This is a genomic window from Leptospira ainazelensis (genome assembly GCF_016918785.1).
Classification (GTDB): Bacteria; Spirochaetota; Leptospiria; order Leptospirales; family Leptospiraceae; genus Leptospira; species Leptospira ainazelensis.
In genome coordinates, this window is the sequence record NZ_JAFFPT010000071.1 from 102274 (window position 1) to 126376 (window position 24103).

The 24103-nt window shown below is 43.2% G+C and carries 24 protein-coding genes; 15 read left to right on the plus strand and 9 right to left on the minus strand.

Annotation, left to right across the window (positions count from 1 at the left end; translation table 11 throughout):
• Window positions 1-20: 20 nt before the first annotated feature.
• A complete protein-coding gene (locus JWG44_RS16230) occupies window positions 21-1067 on the minus strand; it encodes a DsbA family protein (RefSeq protein WP_205276048.1) in 1047 nt (348 codons plus the stop codon).
• A 281-nt stretch (window positions 1068-1348) separates the two neighbouring features.
• On the opposite strand from JWG44_RS16230, the gene JWG44_RS16235 reads away from it, so the two are divergent.
• Both JWG44_RS16235 and JWG44_RS16240 read left to right on the plus strand, forming a co-directional pair.
• Entirely contained in the window at window positions 1349-1651 is a 303-nt protein-coding gene (locus tag JWG44_RS16235) for a hypothetical protein (RefSeq protein WP_205276049.1), read from the plus strand.
• A 58-nt stretch (window positions 1652-1709) separates the two neighbouring features.
• Window positions 1710-2318 (plus strand): hypothetical protein, encoded by a 609-nt coding sequence (locus tag JWG44_RS16240; protein WP_205276141.1) that lies wholly within the window; start codon window positions 1710-1712, stop codon window positions 2316-2318.
• Here the strand turns inward: JWG44_RS16240 and thrB are convergent.
• Window positions 2315-3280 (minus strand): homoserine kinase, encoded by a 966-nt coding sequence (gene thrB, locus JWG44_RS16245; protein ID WP_205276050.1) that lies wholly within the window; start codon window positions 3278-3280, stop codon window positions 2315-2317. The two genes, JWG44_RS16240 and thrB, sit on opposite strands and share 4 nt — an antisense overlap.
• A gap of 327 nt (window positions 3281-3607) precedes the next feature.
• On the opposite strand from thrB, the gene JWG44_RS16250 reads away from it, so the two are divergent.
• Window positions 3608-5083: a sodium:solute symporter family transporter gene (locus tag JWG44_RS16250; protein ID WP_205276051.1), complete on the plus strand. Its 1476-nt coding sequence runs from the start codon at window positions 3608-3610 to the stop codon at window positions 5081-5083.
• On the opposite strand, the gene JWG44_RS16255 is transcribed toward JWG44_RS16250, so the two are convergent.
• From JWG44_RS16255 to JWG44_RS16275, 5 genes are all read right to left on the minus strand, one after another.
• Window positions 5040-5870: an alpha/beta fold hydrolase gene (locus JWG44_RS16255; RefSeq protein ID WP_205276052.1), complete on the minus strand. Its 831-nt coding sequence runs from the start codon at window positions 5868-5870 to the stop codon at window positions 5040-5042. The genes JWG44_RS16250 and JWG44_RS16255 overlap by 44 nt on opposite strands.
• Window positions 5858-6796, minus strand: a complete 939-nt coding sequence (locus tag JWG44_RS16260) for a hypothetical protein (protein ID WP_205276053.1) — start codon at window positions 6794-6796, stop codon at window positions 5858-5860. Before JWG44_RS16260 ends, JWG44_RS16255 begins: the two co-directional genes overlap by 13 nt.
• A 3-nt stretch (window positions 6797-6799) precedes the next feature.
• Window positions 6800-8017, minus strand: coding sequence for a pyridoxal phosphate-dependent aminotransferase (locus tag JWG44_RS16265; protein ID WP_205276054.1), 1218 nt, complete (start codon window positions 8015-8017; stop codon window positions 6800-6802).
• Between the two features lie 67 nt (window positions 8018-8084).
• On the minus strand, window positions 8085-9794 hold the full coding sequence (locus JWG44_RS16270) for a DNA repair helicase XPB (RefSeq protein ID WP_205276055.1): 1710 nt from the start codon (window positions 9792-9794) through the stop codon (window positions 8085-8087).
• Window positions 9795-9904: 110 nt separating this feature from the next.
• Window positions 9905-10810 carry an aldose epimerase family protein gene (locus tag JWG44_RS16275; RefSeq protein WP_205276142.1) on the minus strand — a complete coding sequence of 302 codons (906 nt, stop codon included), beginning with the start codon at window positions 10808-10810 and terminating at the stop codon, window positions 9905-9907.
• A 133-nt stretch (window positions 10811-10943) separates the two neighbouring features.
• On the opposite strand from JWG44_RS16275, the gene sppA reads away from it, so the two are divergent.
• From sppA to JWG44_RS16305, 6 genes are all read left to right on the plus strand, one after another.
• Window positions 10944-11933: a signal peptide peptidase SppA gene (sppA, locus tag JWG44_RS16280; protein WP_205276056.1), complete on the plus strand. Its 990-nt coding sequence runs from the start codon at window positions 10944-10946 to the stop codon at window positions 11931-11933.
• A gap of 38 nt (window positions 11934-11971) precedes the next feature.
• Window positions 11972-13393 (plus strand): MBOAT family O-acyltransferase, encoded by a 1422-nt coding sequence (locus JWG44_RS16285; RefSeq protein ID WP_205276057.1) that lies wholly within the window; start codon window positions 11972-11974, stop codon window positions 13391-13393.
• Between the two features lie 139 nt (window positions 13394-13532).
• Complete coding sequence (locus tag JWG44_RS16290; RefSeq protein ID WP_332460800.1) at window positions 13533-14069, plus strand: hypothetical protein; 537 nt, start codon at window positions 13533-13535, stop codon at window positions 14067-14069.
• On the plus strand, window positions 14066-15046 hold the full coding sequence (locus JWG44_RS16295) for a PP2C family protein-serine/threonine phosphatase (RefSeq protein ID WP_205276059.1): 981 nt from the start codon (window positions 14066-14068) through the stop codon (window positions 15044-15046). The genes JWG44_RS16290 and JWG44_RS16295 overlap by 4 nt, the downstream gene beginning before the upstream one ends.
• Complete coding sequence (locus JWG44_RS16300) at window positions 15047-15340, plus strand: hypothetical protein (RefSeq protein ID WP_205276060.1); 294 nt, start codon at window positions 15047-15049, stop codon at window positions 15338-15340. It begins immediately after the preceding gene.
• Window positions 15341-15412: 72 nt separating this feature from the next.
• The gene (locus tag JWG44_RS16305; protein WP_205276061.1) at window positions 15413-16708 is read left to right on the plus strand and encodes a hypothetical protein; all 1296 of its coding nucleotides are present in this window, start codon (window positions 15413-15415) and stop codon (window positions 16706-16708) included.
• Here JWG44_RS16305 and glpK read toward each other — a convergent pair.
• Both glpK and JWG44_RS16315 read right to left on the minus strand, forming a co-directional pair.
• The gene (gene glpK, locus JWG44_RS16310; RefSeq protein WP_205276062.1) at window positions 16702-18192 is read right to left on the minus strand and encodes a glycerol kinase GlpK; all 1491 of its coding nucleotides are present in this window, start codon (window positions 18190-18192) and stop codon (window positions 16702-16704) included. The two genes, JWG44_RS16305 and glpK, sit on opposite strands and share 7 nt — an antisense overlap.
• Before the next feature lie 66 nt (window positions 18193-18258).
• Complete coding sequence (locus JWG44_RS16315; RefSeq protein ID WP_205276063.1) at window positions 18259-19215, minus strand: MBL fold metallo-hydrolase; 957 nt, start codon at window positions 19213-19215, stop codon at window positions 18259-18261.
• Between the two features lie 197 nt (window positions 19216-19412).
• Between JWG44_RS16315 and JWG44_RS16320 the strand changes: the two genes are divergently transcribed.
• The 6 genes from JWG44_RS16320 (at window position 19413) to JWG44_RS16345 (ending at window position 24097) form a co-directional block, all read left to right on the plus strand.
• Window positions 19413-19727, plus strand: coding sequence for an STAS domain-containing protein (locus tag JWG44_RS16320; RefSeq protein ID WP_205276064.1), 315 nt, complete (start codon window positions 19413-19415; stop codon window positions 19725-19727).
• A gap of 133 nt (window positions 19728-19860) precedes the next feature.
• The gene (locus JWG44_RS16325; protein ID WP_232371690.1) at window positions 19861-20544 is read left to right on the plus strand and encodes a hydroxyacylglutathione hydrolase C-terminal domain-containing protein; all 684 of its coding nucleotides are present in this window, start codon (window positions 19861-19863) and stop codon (window positions 20542-20544) included.
• A 185-nt stretch (window positions 20545-20729) separates the two neighbouring features.
• Window positions 20730-22109 (plus strand): dihydrolipoyl dehydrogenase, encoded by a 1380-nt coding sequence (locus JWG44_RS16330; RefSeq protein ID WP_205276065.1) that lies wholly within the window; start codon window positions 20730-20732, stop codon window positions 22107-22109.
• 20 nt (window positions 22110-22129) lie between these two features.
• Entirely contained in the window at window positions 22130-23047 is a 918-nt protein-coding gene (locus JWG44_RS16335) for an ABC transporter ATP-binding protein (RefSeq protein ID WP_205276066.1), read from the plus strand.
• Window positions 23044-23817, plus strand: coding sequence for an ABC transporter permease (locus JWG44_RS16340; RefSeq protein ID WP_205276067.1), 774 nt, complete (start codon window positions 23044-23046; stop codon window positions 23815-23817). Before JWG44_RS16335 ends, JWG44_RS16340 begins: the two co-directional genes overlap by 4 nt.
• 13 nt (window positions 23818-23830) lie before the next feature.
• Window positions 23831-24097: a BolA family protein gene (locus JWG44_RS16345; protein ID WP_205276068.1), complete on the plus strand. Its 267-nt coding sequence runs from the start codon at window positions 23831-23833 to the stop codon at window positions 24095-24097.
• The last annotated feature ends 6 nt before the right edge of the window (window positions 24098-24103 follow it).

Genomic DNA, 24103 nt, shown 5'->3' on the forward strand with positions numbered 1-24103 from the left:
CGACTCCTAAGTTTTTAATTTTAATTTTTAAGTTCTTGATCGATCACTTTGGTAAACGCTTCCAAAGGTTGAGCGCCTTCCACCATAATTCCGTTGATAAAGAATGCGGGAGTTCCGCTGACTCCGTATTTCTCACCTTCGGCCATATCGGCTTCCACTTCTTTTCTGACGGCGGCGTCGTTCACACACTGGCTAAAGGCTTTCATATCCATGCCGGAGGATCTTGCGAGATCTAAAACGCGGTCTTTTGGAAGATTTCCGGAATTCTCAAAAAGAACATTGAAGAATTCCCAATACTTTCCTTGGGGAGCGGAGCAGTTCGCTGCGATATGGGCAAACATTGCATTCGGGTGAAAGGATAGAGGGTAGTCCCTAAAAACCCAGCGAATTTGGTCCTTATACTTCGCTCTGAGTTGGGAATTTACATCCTGGCTTCGTTTACAATAAGGACATTCAAAATCCGAAAACTCGATGATCGTAACCTTTGCTTTTTCCGGACCCAGAGACGGATTGTTACCCGTAAGAATCGAATCGTCTCTCATAGGAGGAAGTTCTTTTACCTTTACCGAAATCTTATATTGATTGCGAAGTTCGCCAAAGACAGAATTTCGAGCTTCTTCCTTTTTTTGAGAAAGGAGATGATTTTGAATTTCGGCTTTTACCGCATCAAAGGATTTCCCCTTGAGAGCGGGAGAATTTTTATACTGATCATAGATCGCGCGCATTTCCGCAAGCGTCGGTTCCTGCACGGAAGGTTCCATCAGATCCTTTTCCGAAACGTTACGTTCCTTTGCCGCTAACGCGACGACCTTTTTGCTCGCAAATTCGGAAAGTACACGATACAAACGATCATTGGTTTCGGAATAGAATTTACGAGCGAGTCTCGCATTCTCTTTTTCCACATCCTTAATCGTATAATTTTTTCCGTTGATTTCGGCTACACCGTCCGGAGAAAAGTAAGAAACCACCAAAGGAGACGTGACCGCGATATAGAGTAAGAAAAGTGCAGTGATCACCAAGAGCGGTCTGGATTCTTTGGCTTTGAGTTTGGCAATTATGTCTTGCATGGAAATATTTCCCCCGATGGTCTCATAGAATCGAGACTTGGTTTCCCTACTAGCCAGGTTAGAAACCTCCGATAAGCTGGCAAACGATAAATTCGGAAGGTTCCCCTCGAAGGATTGAAATCCAATCCGGATGGACCCGAGCTTCCGTTTTTGAGCAAATTTGGGTATGCAAGGAAAATTTTTCGAAAAAACCCTAAAGTGAATCTCCTATTACCGATATTGAACATAGAGACTTTCTTTCGCAAAAAAGCGAACAGAGATCCAAAAGGAGGTACGGGTTTATGAATGTAACTGGAATGACGATCCAACCTTTTTCGTTTTCCTGGGCCCAGCCTGTAAAAGAAGGAAACAAAGAACCGATCATCCTGGAAAAAGAATCGAATCCAAACTCGTTTCCGGCGCCAAATACCGAAAAGAATGAAATCAAACCCGAAGAACTCGTAATGAAACCTTCTCCGGTTTCCTTTGAAGAAAGAATGAATCAGGTGATCAGTCCGGAGCAGATGAAAAATCTGCTCTCTATGATGGTTCGTTCCAGAATGAGCGACGATTCGTCCGTTCACAAAATCGATGTAAGACGATAGAGGGATTTTGTTTTTCACTCTCGGACTCATCTACACCGTAGGTTTAGACATTTTTTTAATGCTCGTCGGTCTGGCCGCGTTCGCAGGTCTATCCCTTTTATTCTTTCAAGAAATCATTTATCCGGCCTTGAAAAAACAAAACGCAGGCGCCGGAACTCCTCCGGAAGAAGGAGACCGTTTTGTTCTCGTAGTATCCGAAAGTCAGAGAAACGTTCGGTTTAGCGTGGGACAAAAGACCGGAGAAATACGGACTTTTTGCAACTCGATTTCCGACGATCACCTCGTCTTCAATTTCAAAAAGGCGAAAGAATCGGAAGACTACGAAATTCAAATCATGAGAAACGCTCCCGTTCTTTTCAAACCTCCCGCGATGCCCACATTTTCCCGAATGGAATCCACGGAGAAACTGGATAGTTACGAAGTGATCGGTAAAAAGGCCGATTTTAGAATTTCGGATAAAGTCAATAAGGAAAGGATGACTCAGTATTTTGAAATCAGTCTGTCCTCCGAATTCTTTATCAATAATTTCGGTAAAGAAAGAATGAGATTTATCTTTACCGTTTCCCGAATTCATCCGGGACTCAACCGAAGAACTCCGATCAAAAAGGGATTGTATACGTTCGGGAAAGAAGAAAGAGAAGACAAAGAGGACGAGGAACAAGTTTAAGGAATCTTAATATTCTTTTCGGATTCCGAAATTCCGTTTTCTTCCACTTTTAGGGAAAGAATCTGACAACCGAAATGAGTCAGGTCGCAAAACTCCGCGACTTTCTCTTTCAAAATCTGTTCTACCCTGCCCGCTTTTTTACGTTCGCAAAAAAGAAGAACCGAAGGCCCGCTTCCCGAAAGGGAATATCCGATAAGATTCTTCTTGATTTTTTCCAAAAGAGGATTGAGTTCGAATTCGGAATGCATTCGATACGGAGTGTGAACCCGATCCTCCAAAGCCAACTTCAACAATTCCATATTTCCTGAATCCAAAAATTCCATCCAGGTTGCAACCCGACTCATGTTAAAAATTACGTCTTCCGTGGTGTAACTTCCCGGCAACGTTTTACGCGATTGATGAGTCGAGGTTTCCAAATCCGGAACGAGCAAAAAACAACGAACTCGTTTAGGAAATTTCTTTTTTACAAACTCCAATCGTTCTCCGTTAAAATAGGCAAAGACAAATCCGCCTAAATAAGCGGGGATCGTATTGTCGGGATGACCTTCTATCTGAGCGAGGTGAAATAAAAATTCGTTTTCATTCGGAAGCGGAATCTCCGGATAAAAATTTTTGTGAGCAAATCTGGCCGCACAAACTCCCGCCACAGCCGCGCTTGCGCTCGAGCCTAAACCGCCCTTCATCGGAAGACGCAAATCCATAATGAGAGAATAAGGAACCAATTTTTGTCCCGAAAGAAATCTCTGAAAATAGGACCGATACGAGGAAATGACAAGGTCTTCGTCCGGATCAAAAGGAAGGACTTCCATCCCCTTGACGGAAGTATGAAATTCTCCATCCGAAAAAAAACGAAATTGGAACCGATTGTAGATTCGAAACGCGAGACCAAAAAGATCAAAGCCGGGTCCTAAATTCGCGGAGGTTCCCGGAACGGTAATGGAATACTGTCGGATCGATGTCATGTTTGCAAAACCATCTGATTCCGATTTTGAACCCGCTTTGGACGATGTAAACCGACGCCAGGAAGGAACCGAATCGTAAAAATTAGGACCACGATTTCTCTCTAAATCAAATCGTCATTTGCTTTTTCCGTTTTAGAATTTCGGATTTTGAGAATTCAACTTTTATAGAAAAAAACGATCGATCGAATTTTAGTTTCGAACGGATTGGAATTCAGTTTTTTAAGTCTTTTGATTAAAAAACAGCTTGGTCCAAGGAAAGAAATACGGAAAACAATTCTTTGCGAAAAAGAGTTTTCCGCGTAAAACAAGAGTGAATTCTGCCTGATTATGCACTTTGGAATCGCAGACCTATTTGTACTTTTATCATACGTCATTCTCGTTTTATTTTCAGGTTGGTTTACTTCCCGAAAAAAAGATAAGGATTCTTCCAACTACTTTCTCGCAGGAAGAGAACTTTCCTGGATTCCACTCAGCTTTTCCATCGTTGCGACAGAAACTTCGACGCTTACTTTTTTAAACATTCCCGGACTGAGTTATTCGGGAAATCTCACCTTCCTCGGTTTGGGTTTGGGTTTTGTTCTAGGAAGAATCCTCGTCGCGCAACTTTTTATTCCCATGTATTATCAATCCGGATTTATTTCAGTTTACGAATGGGTCGGGATGAAATACGGAAAAATTTCGCAAAAGACCGTAACTTATCTTTTTAAACTCACGAGAATTTTAGGAGACGGAGTAAGAATGTATGCTTCTGCGATTCCCGTCGCCATCTTACTCGAAGTGTTTTTCCGGCAATACGGTCTGATCCGTTTAGGAACTCAAGAAATCGAAATTCTAAGTTTACTTCTGATTTCAGGAATTACGATTCTTTATACGGTTCAGGGTGGATTTCGTTCCGTAGTTTGGGTGGATTCGATTCAATTTGTGATCTATGTCGGAGGCGGAATTTTTGCCTTTTTCTACTTAGGATATCTCCTTTCCCAAAAAGGATTCGATTTTTTGAATGTATTTCAAACGGCTTCCACGATCGGCAAACTCAAGGTTTTCGAGTGGAGCGACTTTTCCTCGGCGTATTTTTTTCCGACGGCGATCCTCGGCGGAATTCTTTTGACGTTAGGAACTCACGGGGTCGATCAGATGTTTGTCCAAAGAGTTTTGGCGTGTAGATCGGAACCGGATGCAAAGAAGGCGATGATTTCTTCGGGTATTTTTGTATTTTTCCAGTTCGTCTTATTTTTAGGTATCGGTGTTCTATTATACTTTTATTATGCGGGAGAAAATCTTCCCAAGGATAAGGTTTTTTCGAAGTTTATCTTAGAAGAAGTCCCTTCACCGATCACCGGTTTTTTACTCGCCGCCATCCTCGCCTCCGCGATGTCCACGTTGTCGAGTTCGATCAATTCCCTTTCCCTTACGACCAAAGTGGATTTGGGAATTTCGAAATACGGTCCTGCGACCTTGAGTCTTTTTTGGGGCCTTGTCTTGTTGTTAAGTTCCCTGCTTCCCCTCTTTCTGACGACGGGAAAAACGGGTTTGGTGGAATTGGGACTTTCCATCGCGTCCTACACGGTAGGTCCGATCATCGCCGTCTTTTTGACCGGAAGAATTTCAGCATTTTCTTATATGCAAGATTTAAAAGATAGTTATGCTGCTTTTTCGATCGTCTTGACTCCGATCCTTACTTTGATCTTTGGGAAATGGACCGGATTCGGATTTACGTATTTGGTTCCCTTTGGAATCGGAACCTGTCTTCTGTTCGGATTTATTTTACTAAAAATTCAGAATCGTCTTTCTGTTCCAAAATAGATTCTAAGATTCTTTTATATTCCGCTGCCTTTGTAAAATGAATATAATGATCTCCGTTCGGGATTCTATAGAATTTAGAATTCGGAAAGAATTTTTTTGCCACCGGAATGTCTTCCTCTAAAAAATATTCGGAAGCGCCGCCGATAAGAAAGTTAGCCTTTTTTGGAAAAGGGTTTTCAGTGAATTTTTGAAAAAAGTCCTGGAGCAAACGGGGCGAACCTTCTATTCCCTCTACGTTTAACTTCCATCGATAACCGCCCGATTCCATTCTTTCCAAGTTCATTTCCAAAAAATTTCGGATAAAGGCGTTGGGAAGAATTTTGGCAAGGGCCGCGTCGATTTCCTGTCTCGTTTTGAATTGGGAAACGTCGGTTCGTAAACAAGCGAATTCGAGATCGTAACGCAGAGGATAATCCTTTGGAACAATGTCTTGGACAAAAAGAAAAGACGGAACTTCAGGATTTTTCAACGCAAATCCCATCGTTACAAGTCCCCCCATCGAATGACCGAGAAATACCGGGTCCACGATTCCATTCTTACGAATCCAAACCTCAACGTCCTCGACCATCGAAGCGAGAGAATGTTCGTCCGCGTGCGGAGAATCTCCGTGATTGCGAAGATCAAGCAGATAAACGTCGGAATATCGGCTTAGGAAATCTCCGACCGTCGGCCAGTTTTTGGAAGAACCGAAAAGTCCGTGTAAAATCAAAATCGGCCCGCAGATCGGAGTGGAATATTTTTCTTTGTTGAATTGGATTTTACGGGAGTTCAGATCTACTGCAGACATTCTTTCTGAATCACTTTTAAGAATTGGTGATATTTTTTTCCGTATCGATACGGTAAACTTTGCAGATCCTTTCGAAACGATTCAAAAATTTCCTTTTTTGCCGGATCTTTTCCGCAGTCTACGGTTTCTGGATCTTTTGTCAGAGTTTCCAAACGTTTCGAAACCTGACCCGCAAAAACAGTCGCATAATTACCGTTTGGTTGGAGTTGGAGATAACGGATCTTTCTTTTTTTTTCGTCGTTTAAATAACAGAATATATCTTTTTTACAGATCGTTTCTTCGGAATACTTCACTCCTAGGAAGGCTGCAAAGTCGCCCGGTCCCGTATCTCTAAACTCTTCTCCGATTTTCCAGAAAACCTCAGGATTGATCTTGGAAGGTTTTCCTCTTTCTCCGGGAATGATTTCTCCCGGATTTTTGGAAAGGTAATCGAGAAGTTTTGTTTCCTTTTTTTTGCCGTCGCCTTCCTGCAAAATCTCTAATATTCTCTGAAGAACAACGGCTCTTCTTATTTTTAAGTAAAGATATTCGTCTCCGTGATAAACTCCGTTGTCCTCGAGAGAACTCAGATATTGATATACGGATTCGAGTTCTGTGAGACCGGTATTCGGGGAATACAACATACGATCGATGGAACGAAGGACAATTCTATAACCGCCCTTTTCCTGAACGTTAAATAGGGACTGCGTAGAGGCCCAACCGCTCAGTCCTGTCCCGTCGGAAACAAAACGAAAATTTTTCTCGCTTTGTTTTTCCTTTTCGTTTTTACTCTGGACGATTTCTCCGAATCCGAGTCTTCTCAAAATTTCCGATTGTTTATCCGGGAATAAATAGAGAGGAGCGTTCGGCTTGAGAACCAACCAATCTCCTCCCCAAAGATACGGATTCGCGGTAAAAAAGGCGAGGATCAGGATGATCCGTCTCATCGATTACTTGCTCAAATCCCTTATCATTTCCGCGATTCTTTCCACGCCCCGTTTGATATCTACCTCGCTCATCGGATAAGAAAGTCTCAGTGCGTTATCTTCTCCAAAAGCAATTCCCGGAACCGCAGCTACTTTATACTTTTCTAATAGAACGCTGCAGAAAAGTTTACTCAAGGACGTTTCCGACGATTCTTTCCGAAGCCTTTCAAAACCGGGGGTTTTGTAGACGTCGTTCAGATATGGAAATACGTAAAAGGCTCCTTGCGGATTTTTACATTGAACGCCGGGAATCGAGTTTAAAAGTGATACGATGCTATTTCTTCTTTGTTCGAAAGCCTTTCTCATTTCTTCCACACAAGCCTGATCCCCGCCGATAGCCGCCTCCGCCGCTGCTTGCGAAATGGAAGAAGGATTGGAAGTCGACTGACTCTGAATCGTTTCCATGTTTTTTACGACGCTGCTATCTCCGGCGCCGTAGCCGATTCTCCAACCCGTCATGGAATAGGTTTTCGAAACACCGTTGATGACAAAGGTTTGTTTTTTGAGTTCGGGAGAAAGCATCGCAAGATTCGAAAACACAAAACCATCGTAGACGATCTTTTCGTAGATATCGTCGCTCATAACGTGGATTCCGCTACTAAGAACCACTTCTCCGATCGCTTCCAGATCCTTTCTGGAATAACCGGCTCCCGTCGGATTAGAAGGAGAGTTTAGAATCAGACATTTTGTCTTTGGAGTGATCGTTTTTTTCAACTGCTCCGGAGAGATCTGAAAATTGTTTTCAGGAGTCGTTTGAACGATAACCGGAACCCCTTCCGCGAGACGAACGATGTCCGCATAACTCACCCAATACGGGGCGGGGATAATTACCTCGTCTCCTGCGTTTAAGGTGGCGAGAAAGTAGTTATAAATGACTTGTTTTCCGCCGGTTCCGACGATGATCTGATTCTTTTCGTAATCAAGACCGTTGTCTCTTTTGAATTTTTTTACGATCGCTTCTTTGAGTTCCACCGTTCCGGAAACAGCCGTATAACGCGTCATTCCCTTATCGATCGCCTTTTTTGCGGCTTCTTTGATATGGGACGGAGTTTCGAAATCCGGCTCTCCGGCTCCGAAACTTACAATGTCCTCTCCTTTTTTTTTCAGCTCGTTCGCTTTCGCGGTGATCACGAGTGTAGGAGAGGGCTCGATGACGTTCAGCCTTTTTGCGCTGAGATCCATGCTGTTCCTCTTTTTGGTGTTTCTTACTTTAATAACAACTCTTGCCGATCGGTTTTGTCGAAAAGAATCAGGCGTTGTTCAGTTGAAGCTGAGCCAATTCTTCTTGAGCTTCTCTGAATTGATCCAGAGTATAAATTTCGTATTCGTATCCTTGTTCCGTAAGAAACAACTGACGGTTTTGTCCGAATCTTTCTTCGTTTGTGTCTCTTGAAATCAAAGAATAGAATACGGCGGTATTGTCGTGTCCTTTAGGTCTTAGGATTCGTCCCAATCTCTGCGCTTCTTCCTGTCTAGAACCGAAGGTTCCGGAAACCTGAATCGCGATATTCGCATCCGGTAAGTCGATGGAGAAGTTCGCCACCTTACTTACCACGAGAGATTTGATCTGTCCCGAACGGAACGCATCATACAAAGTCTGTCTTTCCGGAAGCGGAGTTTTTCCGGTAATCAAAGGAATATTAAATTTCTTTGATATTTCTTCCAGCTGATTGATGTATTGTCCGATCACGAGCAAATGAGACTCGGAATGTTTTTTCATGATGAGTTCGATCGCCTTCATCTTCTCCGGATTTTCCGAAGCGAGTCTGAATTTTTCGCGATCGTCCGCGATGGAGTATTTCAAACGAAGGTCGTCGTCCATATTCACTCGGATTTCCTTACACTTTGCTTCCGCGATCCAAGACTTACTCTCGAGTTCCTTCCAAGGAACGTCGTATTTTTTTGGTCCGATAAGCGAGAATACGTCTTCTTCCAGACCGTCTTCTCGAACCAAGGTCGCGGTCAAACCGAGTCTTCTTTTGGCTTGGAGTTCCGAAGTCATACGGAAAACGGGAGCGGGAAGTAAGTGGACCTCGTCATAGACGATCAATCCCCAGTTGTTCGCGCTGAAAAGATGAAAGTGGGTAAAATCCCCTCCCTTCTTCTTTCTATGGGTGAGAATATTGTATGTCGCAATCGTAATCGGACGAATCTCTTTGACTTCACCGGAATACTCTCCGATGTCTTCCGGAGGAATGTCGGTCTTATCTAGAATTTCGTTTCTCCACTGGCGGATCGAAAGTGTGTTGGTAACCAGAATCAGAGTTTCGGCTCCGACGATCTGCATCACTCCGATTCCTACGATGGTTTTCCCGGCTCCGCAAGGAAGAACTACGACACCGGAGCCGCCTTCGTTACCTCCTCCGGCGTGGAACACTTCCACACAGGCTCTTTGGTAATCGCGCATTCCGAATTTTTTTCCGCTGATGCTATCGGCTCTGAGATTGAATCCGTATTTATTTCCTTCGTCGTAGCCTGCGAGGTCTTCCACAGGAAAACCGATTTTGATAAGGGCTTGTTTGATATGACCGCGGTATTCTTTTTTGATATAGATCTTATCCGGAAAAGTAGACTCGATAAACGGTTGTACAGCTCTATGATTTCCGATCTCTTGGAGAAATCCTTTTTCATTCGAGATGATCGCGAGTTCACCGGATTCTTCTTTGACAAGTTTTACCTTTCCGTAACGGCTGATCTGTTCGCGGATTTCGTTCACGATATTTTTCGGAACCGAATACCGGGAGAATTTTTCGAGACATTCTACGATTTCATCCGCAGACATCTTTATGGAAGCGGCGTTCCAAAGAGAAAGTGGTGAAATTCTATAAGTATGGAGGTATTCCGGGCTTTTTTCTAGTTCTGCAAATTTGGAAACAATGGTCTGACAGGCCTCAAACTCGGGGTTATCGACCTCCAAAAGCATAGTTTTATCACTCTGAACGATTAAGGGTTTGCTCATTTGTGTCTGGTTTCCTGTTTGTTTAGACTGAAAATCGACCCCTTTCTGTCAAGAAGAATGCGAACATAAGGTTTTTTCCTTCGTTCCAAGATAGGACGTCGTCAAAAGTTTTACAACGGAGAAAGCCGAATCTGAAAACAACCGCTCTTTTCTTCTTCGGGCAGCAAGGTCGTCAAAGAAAAACCGTGTAAAACCGCGTTCCCCGGAGCGCTCATAGGTTCGATCGCGATCCGATTTCCGGAAAAGTCTGTGTAGATTTGCATATAAGAAAGTGGGATCTCATTCGAAACGTTTGCATACGAATGAATTGAAACTTGATACGACTCGTTTCGAACCTGCAATACTACATTCGGCTCTTCGTCAAAAAATAAGGAATCCAGAGTTGGTATTTGTTCCAACTCGAATACATTCGTCTCGACTCCGTAGATCGGATAGACCGGAATCAAATCTTCTTGTAAAGGAATCTGTTTCTTGATGTTAGACCTAAGTTGCGCCAAAGGTGGTTGAGAATTGATTCGAAAATAAGGATGATAACCGTAACAAAAACGGAAAGGCACCAAATTCTCATTTTGAAAAAAGGTTCTTAGAGTCAAAATCTCTTCGTTGGAAACCGTATGCAAAGAATATTCTTCCCGGACTCGGATCTTACCCAAAGGTGTAAGCGAGAGAGATTCGTCCGGAATCAATTCCAAAAAAACCGAATGATCCGTACGATCGAGAACGCTTCGTCTCCAAGAATACGCAAGACCGTGTGAAGGGTAACCTTTATTGTCTTTGGATCCCAAGTCTTTTAAGGAAATAAATTCTTCACCAAGCGTTATGTGATCGGAAGAATGACGATTGACCCAAGGATACATCAAATACGAGCCGGAACTAAAAAAGCGTTCCGCAGGATCGTATCCGGCGATGATCTCGAGATTTTTACCGCTCTCCGGATGTTTCCAAATCCAAGAAAGAATCTGATTCCCCGATTCGTTCAGTTTCAATTGTGATTGTTGGCTGAATATTTTTGGCACGGCGGACAAGACTGCGGGAAACGGGAAAATATTTCCAATCAATTTTGAATTCTTTTTTAAAACTTGGGTCTTAGGAAAGGAATTGAAAGCCTGCTTTGTCGGCGGAAACTGACGATTCCACAGGAGAATTTCTTTGAAAGCACCGATTCTAACTTGGACCTATTCCCTCATCCTGGCTCTCTTTGTAACGAATTGTTATATCCCCGTGAACGCAAATCTCGGAGGCCCCGGCAAATCGGCCGAACTCAGAGAAAAACTTCTTACGGGAAAAAACGAAGATAAAATTCTCATCATCCCGATCGACGGAGTGATCAGCGACGAAGGTGAAAAAACCTTTTTTGGAGGACAGGAAGATTCGATTCTTGCCGGGGTGAAAAAACAACTCGAACTCGCGGAGTTGGATCCTGAAATCAAAGCGGTCATTTTAAAAATCAATTCTCCCGGAGGTTCCGTAACTTCGAGCGATATCTTGTATCGAGAAATTCTCCAGTTTAAGAACAAAAAGAAAATCCCTGTTGTTTCGCTTTTTATGGATACGGCGGCAAGCGGCGCCTATTATATCGCAATGGCGACCGATCTTATCGTCGCACATCCGACGACGGTCACCGGCTCTATCGGAGTCATTCTTTCCGGAATCAATTTTAAGGAAGGTCTCGACAAATTAGGAATCAAGGATCAATCGATTCGTTCGGGTGGAAACAAAACGATCGGTTCTCCTTTGGAAGACCTAACTCCCGAACAGAGAAAACTTTTACAATCGATCGTAGACGATCTTTATGAAAAATTTTTCGAAGTGGTTAAAACGGGACGCCCCGGAAAAAATCCGACCGAACTTCGTAAGATCGCGGACGGAAGAATTTTTACCGCTTCGCAAGCGTTACAACACGGTTTGATCGATAAGGTCGGTTATTTTGACAACGCAATTCAGGAAACGATGGCCCTCCCGAATTACCGTAAAACTCCCGGAAATACAAGTCCTCGAATCATCTACTATTCACAGAGCGCCGAAAAAAGAGCAAACTTCTATCAGGTTCAATCTCCGGAGTTAAAATTGGATTCTCCGATTTCGAAAATTCTCGGAGCCGGAAAACAGGTTCGTTTTTTGTATCTCTGGTCTTATTGAGAATATTATAGATTTAGAATTTATCTTTCGGAACTCTGATGTTATTTAATTCCTTACCTTTTCTTTTTTTATTTCTTATTACGTATTTGATCTACTGGAACGTAGACGGACCCTGGAAAAAAAGGGTTCTCCTCGTTTCTTCGATCATCTTCTACGGTTATTCCCATATCGCCTTTTTGATTCATTTTTTATTGATCATCGGAGTCAATTACTACTTCTCCACAAAACTCTGGGAGATTCGGGAACGCGGAGAATCCACGAGCAAGCTACTGAAATGGGTGATCGTATTAAACGGGATCAACCTCGCATTCTTTAAATATTACTATTTCGTAATGGATTCCATGAGTTCTCTCACGGGAATGGAACTCTGGCAAAGACTGGGAACCTCGGTTGAAATCCTTCTTCCGCTTGCGATCAGCTTTTATACGTTTCAATTGATCGCACTTCAGGTCGATATCCATAGGGGTTTGATTCCGAATCGAATCGGGTCCGGCGACTATTTTCTCTTCATTCTCTTTTTTCCTCAATTGATCGCGGGTCCGATCATGAGATCCACCGATTTTCTTCCGAAACTCGATCATCCGGAAATCGATAAAAATCGGATGAAACTCGGGATTTTTCTTTTGATCTTCGGTCTTTTTAAAAAATCGGTTCTCGCGGATTCGATAGCGGGAATCGTCGGGCCGATGTATCTCGAACCGAGTTCGTATCATGCGGCTTCGATTTATATCGGAATGGTCGGTTTCGCCTGTCAGGTTTACTGCGACTTTTCGGGTTATACGGATATCGCGAGAGGATCCGCATTCTTACTCGGATACGATATTCCGGAAAACTTTCGTGGACCTTTTTTATCGGTTTCTTTCCGCGAATTTTGGGGAAGGTGGCACGTCACGCTCTCCACCTGGCTTCGGGATTACATCTACATTCCGTTAGGCGGAAGTAGACAGGGAGAATTCAGATCCCAGTTGAACATGTTTCTCACCATGTGTCTCGGAGGACTGTGGCACGGCGCTAATATCGCCTTTGTTCTCTGGGGAGCCTATCTCGGTTTGATCTTGGCGGTGGAAAGAATCGTGGAACCAAGACCTGTTCCGGGGGCTTCCAATACTCCCTCGACCACGATTCGGATTTTGAGAAACGTATTTACTCTCAATCTTTTTATCTTTTCCGGAATTTTCTTTCGAGGCGGATCCGCAGGCAAAAACGCGGTTCCCCTTATGCTGGATCTCCTCAGCGGATATAAGAATTTATTCGTCGGGAAAATTCTTCCTCGTTGGGAAGAACTTTTTCTTTTTATCCTGTTAACGGTCGGCCTAAACGCTTTCCAGTATTATCCACAGCTCATGTCTAAAATCGAAAAACGTTCTCTGATCCTGATTCCGGTTCTGAGCGTGATTCTTTTGCTTCTTTTGGGCGTTTTTGGAGACGGCGGCGGAGAATTTATTTACTTTCAGTTCTAAGTCCTTTCCTTAATACGGAGGGACTTCTTCCAACGGAAGAAAGGGGGCGATCTTGAATCGAGGACTACAAAAACGGCTTCCCCTTTTTTTTTCCAGCCTAAGTCTTTTCTTTCTTTTTGCCGCTTGTACCCCCCGCTGGATCCGCGAACTTCCTTCCGAGGCTTTTACGGAAAAAAATATCAAATCGATTCCTGGCGGAATGTATGTCCGAAATCGTCCGGAACGTTCCCATAGAAATACCCTCTTTTACAAAAACACAGTCCAGGAAAGAATTTTCCTAAACTCCGCCGATCGCACCTTTGAAAAATCGATGAGAAGAGAAATTAAGGACAAAAACGAATACACGACTTATATCGTAATCGGAAAAGGTAAATATTCGGTTTCCGGAAACTGGGTTCTTTTGGAGACTCTGGAAAAGGGTGAGGTCGAATTTCAAGGAAACGCAGAGGCGTTTGAAATCGTATATTCGCCTTTTATTCATAAATTGTTATATCACTATGATTCTTCCACAAAAACTCTCGTCCCATTGTTATACGAGTCGGGATATAAAGAAAAAACTTTCGGACTTATGGACGGAGTCAGTCGACCCTATTTAGAGGATAAGTATTTCCAAATAGCGCGAAATAATTTTTTGAGAAAAGAATTTCAGTTTCACGCCTATTTTTACAAACCATGAATCTTTCGGATTATATAAAAAAATACTTTCAAAGAGTCGGTTGGTTGCTCCCGAGCCTAAACGTTCTATTTTTGATTTTGATCGCGGTTTTTCTCGAAAATTCCGATTTGAACGCAAAGGTAAGAATTATAATCTATCTGATTTCCATCGCCCTTCTCTATCTAATCAATTACATTTCCTTTATATTGTTTCTTACTAAGAAGTTTCTACCCGCCGAGGAAGTCCGTGGAAAGATGATGAAACGTTTCCGAAAAGGGGACGATCGGATGCAGACCTACCTATTTCCGCTTTCGATCGACGATGATCACTATGAAATTTACGGACGAACCCTCACCTACAATCCGATCGGTGGAGATTTTTACAATTTTTTGACCGACTTTAAGGGAAATTATTGGATCGGAATCGGAGATTCGGTCGGACACGGATATCTTTCCGGAATATTCAGCATGATGATCTTTCAGAAGATGTCATTACTCGTACACCTTTACGACGATCCCCACGAAGTTATAGAACAAATCAACGAAAGTCTTTTAGAACGAACACAAACCTATCCCGGGATCAATCCGAGTTTATACGCTACCTTTTTGCTCGTCAAAGCCGACAAGGAAGGAAACGTTCAGCATTCAGGTTTACACCCGAGTTTTGTTCATTATAAGAATAAAACAAAAGAGAACGAGATCGTGGAAACCGACGGGAAATTTATCTCTACTACGATGAACTCGAGTTTGAAAAACGTCAAAGGTCAAAATCAATTTCAAATGAAATCCGGAGATATCGTATTTTGCTTTACAGACGGACTTTACGAACAGAAAAATAAGGGAAACCTGTATTTCGGGGAAAGCCTATTCCGGTTTTTAGAAGAAGTGCCCAAAAACGATCTCAAAAAAATCGCCGACAATCTTTTTGAGGAAATTCTGATTCATACAGGAGGAAGAATTCAGGATGATATGACGATCCTGATGATTCGTAAAAAATAAATGTTAGAACTGACGCCGCTCGAAACCAAAATTCTCGCCAATCTTGCCCTCGAAGACAGGGACGCACGCAAATTAGGTAGAATTCTCCAAGACGTTTGTTTAGTCACTGGTTTGAACGAAGACGAACTTTTGGAATTTATACCGTTTGGTCTCGAGGAAGAAATTGTTCTTTTGAAAGCCGAATACAACTTTACAAAGTTCAAAAAATCTCTGATCTCAAAACTGACAAAACGCAATTATCCCTCTCCAGGACTTTCGGCTCCGATACCGGAAACCATACGACCTTCTTTCTAAAAAATCTCTAACGTCCGGAATTCAGAATCGATCCTATAGGAAGAATCTAACTTCTTTTTTTCGAAACAAAAGATGCCCTTACACGAAGGAAAGAATTACTTCTTTATACTCGCAAATCCCGACTCCATCGTCCGTTTTACATCCAAGATTGCGCCCTTTTATGATTTTAGAACAAAGGATATCGAAGAACTTCCCTTCCTCTACGTTTCGCCGGGAGTCGTCCCCCGATTTTTATATTCCATAGAATGGAACCGCATTTTCTATCCTAGCAAAACGATCGAAACCAAAGCCTATTTGAGTTTTGAAGACGGAAAAATTCATTCCAACTCGGAACGTTTTTCGGAAACTTCGATCGAAATCACGGAGAACGGTTCTTTCCCGATAAAACAAAATCCGTATCTCCCCGTTGGAAAAATTCCTTTTCGAATCTCCAGAACGGCGGAGGAGATCACTACGATCGGAACCGTTGTTTCCGGAGAATTCAGATTGTTTCGCCAAAGAAGGAACAAGATGATTTCGACACGTTATCTGTCATTGAAGGATATCGTAAATCCGGATTTGACCGAAGTTGAAGTGGAAAAAAAAATAGAATCTCTCTATTTCGATCAAAAGAGTAAAAACTACCTATTTCGACTCGTAAAAATTCTTTATGCGGGAACTCCCGCAGAGGAACAGACGATCGTTTCCAACCTTTTTAGTCACGAGCCGGAATTTGCACTCTTTCTGAGAGATCAGATTTTCAAAATCGAAATTCTTCCGCTCATCCACGGTCCGTTTCTAAATCGGATCCTCGTTTCCATGGATGAAAGAATCATTCGATTCTCTTATTCGAAACTTTCTCCTCCCGTCAAAACGATGATCGAAAGAAATATCTCCAAAAATAAACTAAAAAGTATTCTCGATTCTTCTGCAAAAAAACCGGAATCGGGAGAATCTCTGGAAGAAACGATAGAAAGGGAAATTTTTAGAAACTTTTCAAGAAAGGTATATTACGAAGCTGGAATATTTCCGATCTATCGGGAAAGTCAGGAAGATTCAAAAACGGATCCGACGCAGGCGATCGATACGGAGTTTCAGAGCGTTTCCAGAACCGAAAGATTTAATCTTCAGATTTCAGGAGTTTCCGCGATTCGTCTCTACGCGGTAACGGAAAAGACGATCCTTTTTCAAGTTCTTCAGTGGATCGAGATCGTAAGAATGGACACTCTGATTTCGAAACGGGAACGGGACGAACAATTCTTTCTCAAAATTCCTCCCGGAAGAATTTTAGAAATCCCTTTCTTTCCGGAATTCAGACTTCTCTGTGGAGCCGGAATCACGTCGGAAAGAAAGACATTCGAATTTTGTTTATTAGGTTTTGATTATTGATTGGTGCGGATTCTTCTTACGGAATCCTTCCAGATCTGAATTTCTTTTTCTCTCTGCGCCGATTTCATCTGAGGCGAAAACTCTTTGTTAGTTTTCAGCTTTTTTTTGAGCTCCGCGACCGAAGGAAAAAATCCCCTTTCCAGTCCGGCCAGAAAGGCGGCGCCTAATACGGTTGTGTCGACATTTGCGGGACGAATGACTTTTTTTCCCAGAATGTCCGCTTGGTATTGCATCAGCCAAGAATTCCCGGTCGCTCCTCCGTCCACTTTGAGGACTTTTAACTTCGACCCGGTATCGTTCTCCATCGCTTCCACGAGTTCATAAGATTGAAGCGCGATCGACTTGAGCGCGGCTCTTGTAATCTGCTCCGCGCTCGTATCCCGCGTAAGTCCGAGAATCGCCCCTCTTGCATTCATATCCCAGTACGGCGCGCCTAACCCGGAAAAGGCGGGCACAAAGACGACCTCGTCTTCTTTTTTTACGGATGCGGCTAACTTTTCGGAGACTTTGGATTCTTTAAAAAACTTCAAATTGTCGCGTAAGAATTGGACGACTGCTCCTCCGATAAAAACGGATCCTTCCAGACAATACACGGTCTTTCCTTCGGGTCCACAACCGAGAGTTGTGAGAAGATTGTTTTTTGAGATTTGAAAATTATTTCCCGTGTTAAAGAGAAGAAAACATCCGGTTCCATAGGTGTTCTTCGCCTCTCCCGGTTCGGTGCAGAGTTGTCCAAAGAGCGCGCCCTGTTGATCTCCTACGAGAGAGGAAATCGGAATTCCATCCGGTATTCCCTGGACCTTTTCGGTTCTCCCGAACAAAGAACTCGAGTTATGAGCTTCGGGAAGAATCGCTTCCGGGATTCCTAAAACTTGAGTGAGTTCCCGATCCCATTCCTTCTTCTCGATATTGTAAATCAAGGTCCTACTTGCGTTCGTATGATCGGTCTTATGCGATTTTCCGTTTGTCAGCCGATAGAGTAAATACGTATCGATGGTTCCGAATAATACTTTTCCTTTTTCGGCTTTTGCCCTGACTCCCTTTACGTTGTCCAAAATCCATTTGATTTTGGTTCCGCTGAAGTAGGCATCCATCACGAGTCCGGTCTTTCTACGAAACAAGGGTTCCAGACCTTTTTCTTTCAGGTCCATACAGATTTCGGAAGTTCTTCTACACTGCCATACGATCGCGTTGTAGACCGGTTTACCGGTATCTTTGTCAAAAAGAACCGTGGTTTCTCTTTGGTTTGTGATTCCGATCGCGACCGCGTCGGCGGGTTTGAGTTTTCCGTTTCGGATCGCCTTGAGAATGAGTTTTTCAGTTTTTACCCAAATCTCTTCCGCGTCGTGTTCGACCCATCCGGCTTTTGGATAGTGTTGTGCGAATTCCGAATAGGCGCTGGAAATTACGTTGCCCGATTTGTTAAAACAGAAAGTCCGAATACCGGTGGTTCCGGCGTCGATTCCGATGATATACTCGCTCATTGACGATTCTCCCAAAGATTTAAAAATGAAAGATGGAATTCAATTTCGGCAACAGAAGATCCGTTCTTAAACTTCGAGTTCCAGACCTTCATACGCCATGATGATCTGCAATTGGTTGTCCGGATCGAACATCTCTTTGTATTTTAAGGCCCTCAGATAAACCGCGTCCAATTTTTCGTCGTCATACGATGGATCGTGGTGAAACATCACGAGTTTCTTGACGTTCGCACGAAGCGCGATATCGGTCGCCATCGAAGCGGAACTGTGTCCCCAATCGATCTTCTGAAGCGATTCTTCAAACGTATATTGAGTATCAAAAACCAGAATATCGGCGCCTCGAAAATAATTCAGATAGTCTTGGATGTTTTCCATCTCATCAAGATTGAACTCCGCGTCGGAAGCGAAGATCAGAGACTTTCCGTCTTCTTCAAAACGATAGGAAAAACTTCCTCCCGGATGACGGACAGATTTTGAAATCGCAGAAATCGATTCGGTCACGGGAAACGCCTTTCCTTCCGGGATGAACTTAAAATTCTTCGTGGCCCGAAACCCGTCGTAAGGAACCGGAAAATGAGTAAAGCTGTGTTGGTATTTGAGTCTTTCCTCCAGATTGTCAACAGAACTCAAAATCTCAAACACGTTACCGGGAGAGTAGAGAGGAACAAAAAAAGGAATTCCCTGGATATGATCCCAGTGTGTGTGAGTAAAGATCCACTTTGCTTTTCCCTTTCCTTCCAAAAAACCTTCGTGTAAGATCGAGTTCCCGAGCTCTCTCAAACCCGTCCCTCCGTCGATAATTACGAGGTTGTCTTTTTTATCGCGGATTTCGATACAAGTAGTATTCCCTCCGTACGTGCTCCAATTGGAAAGAGATAGAGAATCCAAAAAGGTATCGATCGCATCCGGACTCTGGATATCGGCAGGGGTCGCTAAGCTTAGAATTTTTTGTACTTTGCCCCGTATGGACTCTCCTCGAACCGAGGAAGAAATGGAACCGCGTACACCCCAAAATTTTATGCGCATAATTTAAAAAACTGACCTGAAAAGAAGAGGATTTTTCAGGAAAATGTTGTCTAAAATTATCAATTCCTTCAGGATTTCCAGCTAATTCTTTTTTATTTATGAAAAATTTCTTCTTGGTAGCGAACGTTAGGAAAAAAATTTTGTTTACCGAGCACACGGATCGATTAGGATTCAAATAGGTTCCGAGCAAAGCAAACGTGGAAAACTTCAACACAGAAATCCTCACAGAAGGAACTACCTGCACGATCCGTATTCAAGGGAGTATCAGCCTCAAAAACGCATTCGCTCTCAAAGAGTTGATCATCAAAAAACACGGAGAAGGTTTTACCGATATCGTTCTCGACTTTGCCGGCGACGCGTATTTGGATTCTTCCGGAATCGGAGCGATTTTCAATTCTCAGAAATACGTAACCGAAAGAAACGGTTCTCTCAAACTCAAAAATATCAGCCGAGACGTCATGACGATCTTAAAGATCGCCAATCTCGACAAACATTTGGATATCATCCGTTAGGTTCTCCCCTCTGGAAGTCTTTCGGATCTATACACTCTCACCGCTTCGAAATTTTACTTACATTCTCAGAAATCCTGACACCTCCCAAACTCTTTCGATCGATCCTTACGATCCAAAACAGATCGAATCTTTTTTGGAAAAAAAAGGATGGAATCTCGACTTTATCCTAAACACACACGAACACGCGGATCATACTTCCGGAAACGACGGCCTTTTTCAAAAATACAAACCGATCGTCTACTGTCATCCCGGAGGAATCGGAAAGATTCCACACGCGACTCATCCTATCAAAAAAGGAGATCGAATTCTTGCATCCGCCGATCGTTATCTGGAAATCTTGGATACACCGGGTCATACCTTCTGTCACGTCTGCCTTTTGCTTGTGGAACACGGAACGTCGAAAGCGATCTTCACGGGAGATACTCTCTTCAATGCGGGAGTGGGAAACTGTTATAGAGGAGGAGATCCCGACATTCTCGCCCAAACGGTTCTGGAACAAATCTATCCTTTGGAAAATGAGATTCTTCTCTATCCGGGTCACGACTATTTAGAATCCAATTTAAAATTCACTCTTTCCTTGGATCCGTCCAACCGGGACGCAATCGATACTCTGGAAGAATCCTCCCGTTTGCAAAAGGACGTGGAATTTTTAACCACCGATCTGGGTAAGGAGAAGAAGATCAATACGTTCCTTCAGTGTGATCGTCCTTCCGAGGATTTGAGAAAAAATGTACAAAAGAAATCCGGTATCAAACTCGAAAACGGCGATCCAAAATCCCTTTTTGTTTCCCTGCGTTCTCTCAGAGATCATTGGTAAAAAGAGCCGGAAATCGTTTGCCGGAAAACCGTAGTCTCAGAATCTGTAACCAGGACGGTTCTTTTTTGATCTAAAAATTTTTTCTCTCAAAACTCGGATCGAATCGGAGATACAAGAATTCAAAAAAAAGAATTCGATATTTTACCTTTCGCCGTGTTCGTGCTCTTTTTGAGTCGGTAGGTTTTATGAAACAATATGATATCATCGTAATCGGAACCGGCGGAGGGACAAAACTGGTCACCCCTCCATCCAAACTCGGTTACAAAGTTGCAGTGATCGAAAAAGAATCTCCGGGAGGAACCTGTCTCAACCGGGGATGTATTCCTTCCAAGATGCTGATCTATCCAGCGGAAATTCTAACACTTGCAAAACATTCTGAAAAATTTCAGATTACGTTTCCCGGAAAACCGATCGTGGACTTCAAAACCCTTGTGAAAAGAGTTTCCAAAACCGTGGATGAAGAATCCGCTTCCATCCCTCCGGTTTATGAGAAGAATCCGAACATAGACTATACCCAAGGAACAGCCCAATTCGTTTCCGACCGTGTAATCCTAGTTAACGGAGAGGAATTGACTGCGGAGAGAATTTTTATCGCCGCCGGAGCCAGACCTTCGATTCCAAATATACCCGGTTTGGAAGGAACTCCTTATATGACCAGCCGGGAAGCCCTACGAAGAACCGAACTTCCCAAATCGCTCGTCGTGATCGGAGGCGGTTTTATCGCTTTAGAATTGGGTTTCGCATATTCTGCGTTCGGCTCCGAGGTCACGTTTTTAGTCCGGAACAGAATGCTCAAAAACGAGGACGCTGAGATCGTGGACGAATTTGAAAGAGTTTTTACAAAGGAACACAATGTATTACTCCATTCTAACATTCAAAAAGTAGAATATAAGGAGAATCGATTCTACTTAGACGTTCTCGTCGACGGAAAACAGACCCGTCTGGAATCGGAAGCTCTTCTGGTTGCAACCGGAATCCAACCGAATACGGATTTACTCGGACTATCCAACACAAATATTCGGACCGACGAAAACGGTTATATTCAAGTCAACGAATATCTCGAGACTACCGCTCAGGGCGTTTATGCGCTCGGAGATATCATCGGCAAATACTTTTACAGACATTCGGTCAACTTCGAGGGAGAATTTTTATTTCGAACCCTCTACCAAGAAAAAAAAAGAACTCCGATCGAATATCCTCCGGTTCCACACGCGGTTTTCACACATCCGCAAGTTGCCAAAGTTGGCAAAACCGAAGAGGAGCTCAAAAAATCAGGAATCGATTATGTTGCCGCGAAAAATCCTTACAGTTCCAGCGCGATGGGGATGGCGAGACTTTCCGATTCCGGTTTTATCAAAATTCTCGTCGAGAAAAAAACTAGGAAAGTTTTGGGTGCACACGCGATCGGAGACGAAGCCTCAAACGTGATTCATCTATTCATCCTATTGATGACGATGAACGGGACCGTGGATGATCTTCTAAAAATGATCTATATTCATCCTGCGTTACCCGAAATTGCGCGCAACGCGGCGAGAAAGGCTAACGAAATTCTTCAAACAGCATAAACGATGGGAATCAAAAAAATATGAAATTTGCTCTGCAAATTGAGAACTTAGTCAAAACCTATTCCGGCGACGTCACTGCGCTCAAAGGAATCAGCTTAAACGTCGAAAGCGGAGATTTTTTCGCGCTCCTCGGCCCAAACGGCGCCGGCAAATCGACGACGATTGGAATTCTGAGTTCCTTGGTGAACAAGACTTCCGGAAAGGTTCGGATCTTTGACGCGGACATCGACGCCGATTTGGCAAAAGCAAAATCCTATATCGGAGTCGTTCCTCAGGAATTCAATTTTAATATCTTCGAAAGAGTCGATCAGATCGTAATCAACCAAGGCGGTTACTACGGAATGGACCGTGCATTGGCCGCCGAACGCGCGGAAGGTTATTTAGCGCAACTCGGACTTTATGAAAAACGTAAGGAAACCGCCGGCAGACTTTCCGGCGGTATGAAACGAAGGCTGATGATCGCGAGGGCCCTTATCCACAATCCTAAAATTCTCATCTTGGACGAGCCGACCGCAGGAGTGGACATAGAACTCAGACGTTCTCTCTGGGAATATCTCCAAAAACTAAATGCTTCCGGGATCACGGTAATTTTAACGACTCATTATTTGGAAGAAGCCGAAAGTCTTTGTAGAAACATCGCGATCATCGATCAAGGAAAGATCGTGGAAAACACTTCGATGAAAGACCTCCTCCAAAAACTGGATCAGGAAACCTTTATCCTGGATTTTACGGGCCATCTGAATTCTCATCGAAACGCTCCCGGAGTCGAAATCAAACAGATCGACAGTTCCACTCTGGAAGTTTCCATCTTTGGAGAAGCCTCCTTAAACGACCTCTTTCAACTTCTGGATCAAAACGGAATTAAGATCAGCAGTATGAGAAACAAATCCAACCGTCTGGAGGAACTTTTCCTAAAACTGGTGGAGAAAAAACTATGACCTTACGCGAAAAATACAACGCATTCAAAACGATCGTCATCAAAGAAACAGTTCGTATCCTGAGAATCTGGGTCCAAACTCTCATTCCTCCCGGAATCACGATCACACTTTATTTCATCATCTTTGGGAAGTTAGTCGGCTCTCAGATCGGAAACATCGGAGATCACACTTATATCCAATTCATCGTTCCGGGCCTCGTAATGATGTCGGTGATCATCAATTCGTATAACAACGTCGTCTCTTCCTTTTTCGGAGCGAAATTTCAGAAAAATATCGAAGAACTACTAGTTTCCCCGACCCCGGCCTCTCTGATCGTACTCGGTTATACGGTCGGCGGAGTCATTCGCGGAATTCTTGTGGGAATTTTAGTGATCGCGATTTCACTCTTCTTTACGGAATTAGAAGTTTATAATTTTCCAATGTTGATTACGACCGTGATTTTGAGTTCCCTTCTTTTTTCATTAGGCGGTTTTTTAAACGCGCTTTTTGCAAAAAAATTCGACGACGTAACGATCATTCCCACGTTTATTCTTACGCCGCTTACCTATTTAGGAGGAGTTTTTTATTCGATCCAAATGCTTCCTCCGTTTTGGCAAAATGTTTCGAAGCTCAACCCGATTCTTTATATGGTGAACGCCTTTCGATTCGGATTTCTCGGAGTCAGCGATATTCACCCGGGATTTGCGCTCGCCATGATCTCGATCGCGACCCTGACTCTTTATTTGCTTTCAGTATTCTTACTCAAGAGAGGGACCGGAATCAGAAGCTGATTTCGAAAAGATTATGAGCTTACAAGAAGAGATAAAGGCCCGGCTTTTTCAAGAACTGCAACCCGCCAAATTGGAAGTAGTAGACTTCAGTGAAGAACACTCGGGTCATGCAGGAAATCCGGTTAACAAAAAGGAAGGAACCCATATCAGAATCGTTTTGTATTCTTCGGCGTTTTCAGGCAAATCGAAATTGGAACAACATAGAATTGTCTATTCCATTCTTAAACCCTGGATCGATCGCGGACTCCACGCGATCGTGCTCGAAACCGGAGAAAACTAATAAATT

What these genes read in the sequence shown, in the direction of transcription:
- JWG44_RS16230 (WP_205276048.1), bottom strand. Translation starts at nt 1,067, where the DNA reads ATGCAAGACATAATTGCCAAACTCAAAGCCAAAGAATCCAGACCGCTC.
- JWG44_RS16235 (WP_205276049.1), top strand. Translation starts at nt 1,349, where the DNA reads ATGAATGTAACTGGAATGACGATCCAACCTTTTTCGTTTTCCTGGGCC.
- JWG44_RS16240 (WP_205276141.1), top strand. Translation starts at nt 1,710, where the DNA reads ATGCTCGTCGGTCTGGCCGCGTTCGCAGGTCTATCCCTTTTATTCTTT.
- thrB (WP_205276050.1), bottom strand. Translation starts at nt 3,280, where the DNA reads ATGACATCGATCCGACAGTATTCCATTACCGTTCCGGGAACCTCCGCG.
- JWG44_RS16250 (WP_205276051.1), top strand. Translation starts at nt 3,608, where the DNA reads ATGCACTTTGGAATCGCAGACCTATTTGTACTTTTATCATACGTCATT.
- JWG44_RS16255 (WP_205276052.1), bottom strand. Translation starts at nt 5,870, where the DNA reads ATGTCTGCAGTAGATCTGAACTCCCGTAAAATCCAATTCAACAAAGAA.
- JWG44_RS16260 (WP_205276053.1), bottom strand. Translation starts at nt 6,796, where the DNA reads ATGAGACGGATCATCCTGATCCTCGCCTTTTTTACCGCGAATCCGTAT.
- JWG44_RS16265 (WP_205276054.1), bottom strand. Translation starts at nt 8,017, where the DNA reads ATGGATCTCAGCGCAAAAAGGCTGAACGTCATCGAGCCCTCTCCTACA.
- JWG44_RS16270 (WP_205276055.1), bottom strand. Translation starts at nt 9,794, where the DNA reads ATGAGCAAACCCTTAATCGTTCAGAGTGATAAAACTATGCTTTTGGAG.
- JWG44_RS16285 (WP_205276057.1), top strand. Translation starts at nt 11,972, where the DNA reads ATGTTATTTAATTCCTTACCTTTTCTTTTTTTATTTCTTATTACGTAT.
- JWG44_RS16295 (WP_205276059.1), top strand. Translation starts at nt 14,066, where the DNA reads ATGAATCTTTCGGATTATATAAAAAAATACTTTCAAAGAGTCGGTTGG.
- JWG44_RS16300 (WP_205276060.1), top strand. Translation starts at nt 15,047, where the DNA reads ATGTTAGAACTGACGCCGCTCGAAACCAAAATTCTCGCCAATCTTGCC.
- JWG44_RS16305 (WP_205276061.1), top strand. Translation starts at nt 15,413, where the DNA reads ATGCCCTTACACGAAGGAAAGAATTACTTCTTTATACTCGCAAATCCC.
- glpK (WP_205276062.1), bottom strand. Translation starts at nt 18,192, where the DNA reads ATGAGCGAGTATATCATCGGAATCGACGCCGGAACCACCGGTATTCGG.
- JWG44_RS16315 (WP_205276063.1), bottom strand. Translation starts at nt 19,215, where the DNA reads ATGCGCATAAAATTTTGGGGTGTACGCGGTTCCATTTCTTCCTCGGTT.
- JWG44_RS16330 (WP_205276065.1), top strand. Translation starts at nt 20,730, where the DNA reads ATGAAACAATATGATATCATCGTAATCGGAACCGGCGGAGGGACAAAA.
- JWG44_RS16335 (WP_205276066.1), top strand. Translation starts at nt 22,130, where the DNA reads ATGAAATTTGCTCTGCAAATTGAGAACTTAGTCAAAACCTATTCCGGC.
- JWG44_RS16340 (WP_205276067.1), top strand. Translation starts at nt 23,044, where the DNA reads ATGACCTTACGCGAAAAATACAACGCATTCAAAACGATCGTCATCAAA.
- JWG44_RS16345 (WP_205276068.1), top strand. Translation starts at nt 23,831, where the DNA reads ATGAGCTTACAAGAAGAGATAAAGGCCCGGCTTTTTCAAGAACTGCAA.